General features: G+C 60.7%; 6 protein-coding genes. 5 read left to right on the top strand and 1 reads right to left on the bottom strand.

The window, feature by feature from the left end:
• The 3 genes from N181_RS03160 to N181_RS03150 all read left to right on the top strand — a co-directional run.
• Positions 1–2390 (top strand): BID domain-containing protein (locus tag N181_RS03160; protein ID WP_081318973.1); only part of this gene is annotated, 2390 nt, incomplete at its 5' end.
• A gap of 30 nt (positions 2391–2420) precedes the next feature.
• The gene (locus tag N181_RS03155) at positions 2421–2690 is read left to right on the top strand and encodes a hypothetical protein (protein WP_014857693.1); all 270 of its coding nucleotides are present in this window, start codon (positions 2421–2423) and stop codon (positions 2688–2690) included.
• 2 nt (positions 2691–2692) lie between these two features.
• A complete protein-coding gene (locus N181_RS03150) occupies positions 2693–5167 on the top strand; it encodes a zeta toxin family protein (protein ID WP_014857694.1) in 2475 nt (824 codons plus the stop codon).
• Between the two features lie 34 nt (positions 5168–5201).
• Here N181_RS03150 and rctB read toward each other — a convergent pair whose 3' ends face one another.
• Positions 5202–5549 (bottom strand): SMa0974 family conjugal transfer regulator, encoded by a 348-nt coding sequence (gene rctB / locus N181_RS03145; RefSeq protein WP_420377204.1) that lies wholly within the window; start codon positions 5547–5549, stop codon positions 5202–5204.
• Between the two features lie 623 nt (positions 5550–6172).
• Between rctB and N181_RS03140 the strand changes: the two genes are divergently transcribed.
• Both N181_RS03140 and N181_RS03135 read left to right on the top strand, forming a co-directional pair.
• Positions 6173–7786 carry an RcgA family putative transporter gene (locus N181_RS03140; RefSeq protein WP_015633565.1) on the top strand — a complete coding sequence of 538 codons (1614 nt, stop codon included), beginning with the start codon at positions 6173–6175 and terminating at the stop codon, positions 7784–7786.
• Positions 7776–8801: an RcgR family putative quorum lactone hydrolase gene (locus N181_RS03135; protein WP_014857699.1), complete on the top strand. Its 1026-nt coding sequence runs from the start codon at positions 7776–7778 to the stop codon at positions 8799–8801. The genes N181_RS03140 and N181_RS03135 overlap by 11 nt, the downstream gene beginning before the upstream one ends.
• The last annotated feature ends 287 nt before the right edge of the window (positions 8802–9088 follow it).

Below are 9088 nucleotides of genomic sequence, written 5' to 3'. Positions count from 1 at the left end.
CCTTCGTGCTCGCCACCGGCATGATGGATCAGCATCTGACCTATGTGGCGATGACCCGCCATCGCCACCGCGCCGATCTCTATGTGGCGAAAGAGGACTTCGAGGTGAGGCCGGAGTGGGGGAGGAAGCCGCGCGTCGATCATGCCGCCGGCGTCATCGGGGAGTTGGTTGAAACTGGTGAGGCGAAATTCCGGCCCCAGGAGAGGCAAGCGAAGGAAAGCCCCTACGCCGATGTGAGGACCGACGACGGAACCGTCCATCGACTTTGGGGCGTGAGTCTGCCGAAGGCGCTTGAGGAGGGCAGCGTCTCGACGGGCGATACCGTCACGCTCCGCAAGGACGGTGTCGAGAAGGTCATTGTGAAGATTCCCGTCACCGACGAGGAAACAGGCGAGAAGCGTCTCGAGGAACGTGAGGTCGAGCGCAATGTCTGGACCGCGAACCGAGTCGAAACCGCCGATGCGCGCCAGGAGAGGATCAAGCGGGAAAGGCATCGGCTGGAACTGTTCAAGCAGCTTGTCGAGCGCCTTGGGCGATCCGGCGCCAAGACGACGACGCTCGATTTCGCGAGCGAGGAAGTCTATCAAGCGCACGCCCGCGATTTCGCGCGGCGGCGTGGTATCGACACGCTCGCCGAGGTCGCGGCCGGGATGGAGGAGGGTGTTTCCCGGCGGCTGGCGTGGATTGCGGAAAAGCGTGGGCAGGTGGCGAAGCTTTGGGAGCGGGCGAGCGTTGCGCTCGGCTTTGCGATCGAGCGCGAACGGCGTGTCTCGTATAACGAGGAACGGACCGCATCCTTTTCGGCGGGAATCCCGTTGGTTGGGAAATATCTGATGCCGCCCACCACGAAATTCTCCCGCAGTGTCGAGGAGGATGCACGTCTTGCTCAGCTCTCCTCGGAGCGGTGGAAGGAGCGAGAGGCCGTCCTGCGCCCAGTGCTGGCGAAAATCTATCTCGACCCAGATGGCGCGCTGTCGGCGCTGAATGCACTGGCATCGGACACCGCCATCGAGCCACGCAAGCTCGCCGAAAATCTCGGGTCTGTGCCAGACCGCCTGGGCCGTCTGCGGGGATCCAACCTGATGGTCGATGGCCGCGCCGCGCGTGACGACCGCACCGCGGCCACGGCTGCGGTGTCGGAATTGCTACCTCTGGCGCGCGCTCATTCGACCGAGTTCCGCAGGCAGGCGGAGCGCTTCGGTATCCGCGAGCAGCAGCGGCGCGCGCATATGTCATTGTCGGTTCCCGCGCTCTCGAAAACGGCGATGGCGCGTCTGGTCGAAATCGAGGCGGTCTGCGACCGCGGCGGGGCCGATGCCTACAAGACGGCCTTCGCCTATGCCGTCGAGGACCGCTTGCTGGTCCAGGAGGTCAAGGCCGTCAATGAGGCGCTGACCGCACGCTTCGGCTGGAGCGCCTTCACCGCGAAAGCGGATGTAGTCGCCGAGCGCAATATGTTCGAACGCATGCCGGAGGATATTCCCCCCGAGCGCCGCGAGAAGCTCGCCCGCCTGTTCGCCGTCATCAGGCGCTTTGTCGAGGAACAGCATCTTGCCGAAAGACAGGATCGGTCGAAGATCGTTGCCGGCGCCAGTGTCGAGTGGGGGAAGGAGACGATGGCCGTGCTTCCAATGCTTCCAGCTGTCACGGAGTTCAAGACGACGGTCGCCGATGAAGCGAAGGAGCGAGCGCTCGCCGCTCCTCACTACGGACACCACCGCGCCGCCCTCGTTGAGACGGCAACACGCGTCTGGCGAGATCCAGCAGACGCGATCGGCAACATCGAGGAGCTGGTCGTGAAGGGCTTTGCCAGTGAGCGGATCGCGGCGGCCGTTAGCAACGATCCCGCCGCCTACGGTGCGCTACGCGGCTCCGACCGCATCATGGACAAGCTGCTTACCACAGGACGCGAGCGAAAAGAGGCATTGCAGGCGGTGCCGGAAGTGGCAAGCCGTGTCCGCTCGCTCGGCGCGTCTTATGCCAGTGCCGTCGATGCCGAGACCCAGGCCATCGCGGAAGAGCGACGGCGGATGGCGATCGCCATTCCCGGGCTGTCGCAAGCGGCCGAGGACGCGCTCAAGCGACTGGCGGCGGAGATAAAGAAGAAGGACGGGAAGCTCGACGTCGCCGCGGGCTCGCTCGATGCGCGCATCCGCCAGGAATTCGCCGGGGTCAGCCGGGCGCTTGATGAGCGCTTCGGCAGAAACGCCATCCTGCGCGGTGAGAAGGACGTCATCAATCGCGTGTCGCCGGCCCAGCGCCGCGCCTTCGAGGCGATGCGAGATCGGCTGCAGGTCTTGCAGCAGACGGTTCGCCTGCAGAGCAGTCAGGAGATCATTTCGGAGCGTCAGCGGCGCGTCATTGATCGCGCCCGCGGTGTCACCCGATGAGGATATTCAAGAAAGCAGAAGGAGAAACAAATGCCTGAACCGGAAACCTCCTACGACGCGATCGTCCGCGCCGAGATCGCCATCGAGATCGTCAACCAGGCGCGCGCCATCGTCACGGCCCGCGTCTACGAGCTTGAAGACAAGGAGCCCGGCGCGGCAGAGGAACTGCGCCGGCGCCGGCGGGAGCTCATTGAACTGCAGCAGAGCATCCGCGCCGGCGACCGCGATGCAATCGAAAACCTCATCGCGCTCTGGGGTCCGCGCGTCCAGGACGAGGCCCGCTTCTGGGCGGAATTCTGACAATGGTGGCGGAGGCATCCGGCCCGCTCTCGCCGGAGAGGAACGAGAGTATTTTCCGCAACGACATTCTGCCCGATTATCTGCCGGAGACGATGCGGCCAGCAGAGCGCCCGCGGCTCATCCTGCTCGGCGGACAGCCGGGCGCGGGCAAGACGGCGGTCCTGATCGCGAGCCATGCGGAGCTCGAGCAATACGGATCGACAATCCGCATCGTCGGCGACGATCTGCGCTCCTATCACCCGCAGTTCCTTGCCTTCCAGCGGCAAGATCCCGAGACAGCGTCACAGTTTACTCAAGGTGATGCTGGTCGCTGGACGGAGAAGCTGCTGGCCGCCGCCGCGGAGCGAAAGGTCAACATCGTCTTCGAGACCACGATGCGGACCCCGGAGAACGTCACCCGCGTGATCGGGGTGGCGCGTGATGCCGGCTATGACGTCGAAGCCCGTGCCGTCGCGGTCAACCCGCGCCTCAGCTGGCAGGGCAATAACTATCGGTTCGAGGAGATGTTGCGTTTGGGCGACGCGGCGCGAATTCCGCCGCAGCACGTCCATGACGCCGCCGTCACCGGGCTTCGGGTCAGCCTGGACAAGCTGGAGAGCGAGCGCCTGGTGGATCGCGTGGAAGTGCGGACACGCGGCGGCAGGATCCTCTACGACAATGAGATGCGGGACGGGGATTGGTCGCGCGCGGTCGGTGCGAGGCAGGCGCTGGAAGCGGAGCAGTCTCGACCGATGACACGTCCTGAGCTCCAAAGCTTTGCCGACGACTGGGACTATGTGGTCAGCCGGATGGAAGAGCGAAACGCCCCGGACGATCGGATTGCCGCGGTGAGGACCCGCGCCGTCGAGGATGTGAACTATCTGCTCACGCAACGCCGCGCCGCCGACGGCGACGAGGGTTCTCGGCGGGGGCGGACGATTTTCCAGAGCCAGGCCGATGGGCTGGGTCTGTTCGTGGAACTCTATGACAACGCGGTGCGCGACGCCGAGCGCCGGCCCGCTGGAAACATCGAAGCCCATGCGTCCGGCCGTCTTGCGCAGACCTACATGGCTTTGAAGCTGGTCGAGGCTGCTCGCGATCTCGGCCTTCTGCCGGAGGACGGGAAATTCGTCGCGACGCGCGCCATGGTCCAGGACAAGCGCGGAACCCAAGAGTTTCCGGCGGCGCACCGTCTGCCGGCCGATCTTGCCGTGGAAACGCCGGACGGCGCGCGTCGGCGGCTCACGGATCATTTTGCAGTCGTGCTCAATCGTGTCGCCGTCGATCGCGAGGTGTTCAGCCGAACAGATCGCTTATCGCGTATGGCCAATGTCATGGACTCCTGGCTCGAAGCCGCCGGAATGCGCAAAACGCTCGATCGAGCTGCCAACGCGGTCGCGACCGGCGGAATGTCGGCCGACGCCGCGATGACAGGGGTCATTGAACCGGGTTATGCGGCGGCAATTGCGCTGGCCCGGCGCCGCCTTGACCGGAACTTCGCAATCGCCGAGCGCGCCGTCATCGCCACCGCGATCATCGATGAGAAGGGGGAGCCGTTTCGCGCCATGCGGGACGATCTTCGGCTACGAACGGCCGATCTCGCCAACCGGGCGCGAGCGAAAGCCATGATGAAGGCGGTTCTGGCGGAGACGGCGCGGCATGGTCATCTTGATCCGGAACAGCGCCGAGCAGCAGATGAGTTTGTCCGCGGGATTGCCGAGAACGAACGCAGTCACGGTGTGCGTCGTGCGCCGTTGCAGGATCCGACTGCCACGCAATCCGGTGCCCTCGTGCCAGCGCGGCAACTGCCCGACCTAACCGAGCCGGAGGTCGCCGATCGCCTGCGCGCGTCGTCACGCCTGGCCGACAAGCGCGCCGAGATCGAGAACCTGTCGCGGCTGGTGTTCGGCAGCAGCCAAGCGGTTTCCGCAGCTGTCGACCGGATCACCGATGCGCGAAGCGGTGCGGCCGCCGGCACTGATGTTCGTGCGGGCGGCCTTGGCGACATGGCCGGGGAGGGGCGGAAACGGTTGCGGGGTCCGAGCCCTGAGCGCCAGACGGCGGAGGCACATGCGCCGCGGCTTGCGACAGCCCTTGCCGATTATGGTCTGGCGGTGGATTTCGAGCGGCACCAGATCGTGACACAGCATCGCGAGGAGCAAGCGCGGCAACGGATGGAAATTCCACGACCGTCAGAAGGGCTATCGAAAGTGCTGAACGCCGAAGGTCACGAGCAGGTCCGTCGACTGAATGCCGAGCCAACGCTGCGCCGCGAGCTTGAGACCGTGACGCTCGCGATCACCAAACGGCTCTCTCCAGCAGAGAAAGCAGACCTGAAGGGAGGCAATGTCGTCGGCCTCGCGTCGTCGCTTGGAGTAAGCCATGAGCAGGCCGCTTCGCTCCGGCTTGTCCACGAGCGCGCCAGGGCGCTGCAGGGCAGGTCGCTGCGACAGAGCCGGGAAATCGCACGGGCAAACCAGCTGGATATTCGATCCTGACGGTCTGAAGGCTGGCTCGACAAGGTCGGCCGGGCTATCGTCCGCCCGGCCAGTTTTGCCGATTTTCAAGGCGCTCGCGGATCGCTCTGAAGGGCACGCTGCCAGCGGGCTGCCACTCGACGGCTGCATCCGGAACTGTCGTGATGGTCGCCAGGCTTCCTTGCAACAGCGTCCGGATGCTGGAGAAGATGACGAAGTCCTCAGCTTCCACCCGGAAGTGCAGCGCTTCATCGGTCGCTCTCAGGATTGCGCGTGCGGCGCCAAAGTCGAGAAGCTTGTCGGTGCTGTGGGCGCCGATCGACCGGCAATAGGCGCTAGATCGGGCGCAGACGTTCTCAGCGAGGCACTCTGCGTGTGGGGTCCGCACGAACCCCTCAGCGATATGTCTGTACAGGAGCCACCTCCATGACCTGGGTTCCTATTGGGATACGACTGTTCGGTTTGGTTCACACCGACAGCGGTGCGGGTGCGCGCGCGCGCCGGTTGAGCGGCTCGGCCACCTTGATCTTGCGGCGCATAGGCGACGCTCGTAACCTCTCCCGTCGCCCTGCATTGATCCCACGCACGACTGCATCCGCAGTCGCCAGTTGCGCCGCGATATGAGGATCCATCAACTCACCAAGGGAAACCGCAGGTTCCGCCGCACTTTCTTCTTTGTGTCCTGTCCCAACCGAAGGTCACGCGATTTCTGTATAAGAAATACCGTCGGAGGCTAACGCACTCAGAGCCGTGCGCAGTCTTGAAGAATTGAATCCCCTGCTATGCGACCGCACCGAAGTTGATAAGCTGTCGGTCTCTACAGGACGCCGAAGCGCTGACGATGACAAAGTTGGCATGGTTGAGTGCCTCACCGATCGCAAAAGAATCCCTCCTTCCAGCAGTTGCACGCTTCATCTTGGAAGCGCCACAAAGTTGCGTTCAACAGAAATGGCGGTAGATTGACGGCAGAGGCACGATAGGAAACGAACTCTAGCGAAGCGAAACGAAATCAGGGCCCGTAAGCCGTTGATAAAGAATGGAAAGTTTTTTCTTCCTCCGTCGAAAGACGGGAGCGATTTCAAAGAGCTGTTCAAACAACTAGCTGCGGCGGGGGCGGGTCGGCCGTTGGGAAGTGATGGGTTTCCCGCAGGCCCATGGACGCCCGAGCTTCTTGCAGAGGCGATTTCACAGATCGATTCCAACCGGATCGGGGTCGATCTGCGAACGGTGCAGCTTTGGTTTCAAGAGAACGACAAGGGAATTAGCACCGCCAACATTCGTTGGCTGGCAAGGATTTTTGGGTGCGATGATCCGGCGGCCACAAGCGAATGGCAGATAGAACTTAGCGCGGCGCAATCTCGGTTAACCGCCAAGAGGCGAGATTCAAAGAAAGCGGAAAACAGCGATGCGCAGTACGCTCCAGATCTGGAGCGTACTGCGACCGCCGATGATGAGACGGAGTCTCCGTCGGAGCTGACACAGGATACGCACGCCCAGGAGCCGCGTCGGCCTTTCAGCTTGGCGAGGAGATCAGAGGCGCTTTTTAGTCGCGGATCTCCCTTGGATTTACCGGCGTCGGTATTTGCCGGTGCCACCGCTCTTGGGTTTTTGTCTTATATTACGGGGATTCACAACGCTACTTACGGCCGTGCGGATGGCATTGTTAAGCAGGTCGGATTTCTTTGGGCACCAAATTGGACATTCGTCTTCATGGTGCTCCTCCCACTGTTTTTTGCGTTCGCAATTGAGCTGCTGGTCTTCTGGAAATATGAAGGGCGCTTAAAGCTTGTAGCGCAGGCCGACCGGATGGAAAGCGACGACGCTTGGGAGCGCAACGTTGAAGCTTCGTCGTACACATATTGGGCGGTCTTTTTCATCTGTGTATTGTTCGCCGGTCTATTTCAATGGGTCGGCGTCTGCTTGCTCCCGTTGATCAACGGCGGTGGCAACTATGCGGTCGATTGGGGCAAGCTGGCACTTGTGCGCCCTGAAGTCATATCAGTGCCGACGTCGATTGTATTCACGGGACTCGCTTACCTCTACATGTGTCTGTGCTTCTATCTGTTCTTCGCAGGCCTCATTTTGCTTCATACGTTGGTTCACGACCTTTGGAAAATTGGTGAGGCATCGAAGAACTGGGCGGGAGTGGATTATCCATACGAAGTCAATGAAGTCAGCCTGCGGGTGATGCGCGGAATTTTTCGATGCACTGTTTTGGGGATTCTGATCGCCATATGCATGAAGGCCCAAAGCTCTTACCTAACGTCGAATGGAAAGAATATTGTGGCTTGGTTGGTCGGCGATATGTTTTCAGCCTTCCAGGTACGCAACAATGTGAGCGACGGGGTTCGCTATAGAATGCCGACGCATTACAGCAGCCTACTTATCGCTATCTCGACCTGTGTTGTTTTTCTGTACGGTTCCATCCGTTTAGGTGTCGGACGTCGGTGTCATTTTCCTTTGTGGAGGATGTCGGCGGTCGTAGCGTTACTCTTTGCTAGCTACCTGCTGATCGACGTATTCGCTGGCTTTTCAATCCTTATGGGCGTTGGAGTGCTGCTTGCGATGTACGGCCTGTTTGATCCAGGGGTTGGGCAATGGCGAGCGAGTGAGTTAGGAAACAATCAGAGTGTATCATAGTTGGCTTGACCGTTGGGATGAGAGGCGGGCGCGACGCGGCGAGGAAGGGAAGCGAAGAACGGGTCTCATCCTTGACGCGGAACGCGCGTTTCCAGACGCGAAGAACGTAGCGACGATCGAGGAGTTTTGTGTTCTTGCGGACCAGGCCGTGACTGATCCGGCCTATTTCGATGAGCCGGGCGGGAGTAACCAGGGTTTTGAAAGGCAAGACGGGTGGCTCAAATTTCCATCTGACATTTCCACTGACGTCGAAGACAACAACGTCGTCTGGGCAAAAATCACAGAAAGCGGGTCGCTTGAACAGGCATTGGTGATTTTTCACCATTGGAATGCAGCCGTGCGAAATCGTCAGATTGCCAAATTTTTCTCACGGCGTGGCATCACGGTTGTTGAGATTGCTATGCCTTATCATTTCGAGCGCCGACGTCCGGGCTCCTCGCACGCCGATTATATGCTCAGTGCGAATCTCGGTCGAACGATCCAAGCTGTAAGGCAGGCAGTATGGGATGGGCGAAAACTCATACGTTGGTTGAAGAGCGAAGGCTATCGAGAGATTTCGGTTCTCGGTATGAGCTTGGGCTCCTGGGTCGCGGGGATCATTGCGGCGCACGACTCGGCTGTGTCTAAAGCCTCGCTGTTTCTGACCGCGGGGAGTCTTGCGGATATGGTTTGGACGGGTCGCGCGACACGATTGATACGCGATAGCCTTGAGCCTGAGATTGAGCTGAGCAATCTAAGAAGGGCTTGGGGTCCACTTAACATGGAGAATTACGCGCATCGTTTGGCACAGCGTGATCTCGACCTTCAGGTTGTGTTGGCTAAGAGAGACAAAGTGGTCTTGCCAGAGCTGTCGGAGAGATTCATGCAGAGGCTGAAGGACGCCGGAGCTAAGCCAAATATTTTAGAATTAAACTGTGGCCACTATTCGCTTGCCATGCCGCCTTACATTTTACTGGCCGGTTTGAGCTTGAAGCGGTTTCTATCGTGTGCTGACAAACCGGCCCCTGAACATTAAAGGGGCACCGATATACGATAGGCGGATCGAAGGGCGAACGGGATGGCGCCGAGGCCGGTTTTGTCAAGAGCAGGCTTGTCTTCCTAATCGCCGGTCAGGTTCACCTGCTCCCAGGTGAGCGGGCGACAGGCTGGAAAGCAGGTGCTCGGGTACAGCTTTGCCCGTTCGCGCAGGGCATCGACCACGCGGCCGGTATCGATCGTGTTCCAGTGAAGGTAGCTCCTTGGGCTGCAATTTGATCGACGTGTGTAATGATATAACATATCGCATAAGCTTAATTATGGAAC

The sequence above is a fragment of the Sinorhizobium fredii USDA 205 genome (assembly GCF_001461695.1).
GTDB classification, from domain to species: Bacteria; Pseudomonadota; Alphaproteobacteria; order Rhizobiales; family Rhizobiaceae; genus Sinorhizobium; species Sinorhizobium fredii.
Note: the sequence above shows the minus strand (reverse complement) of the source record. Positions and strands in the feature narration are given on the sequence as shown.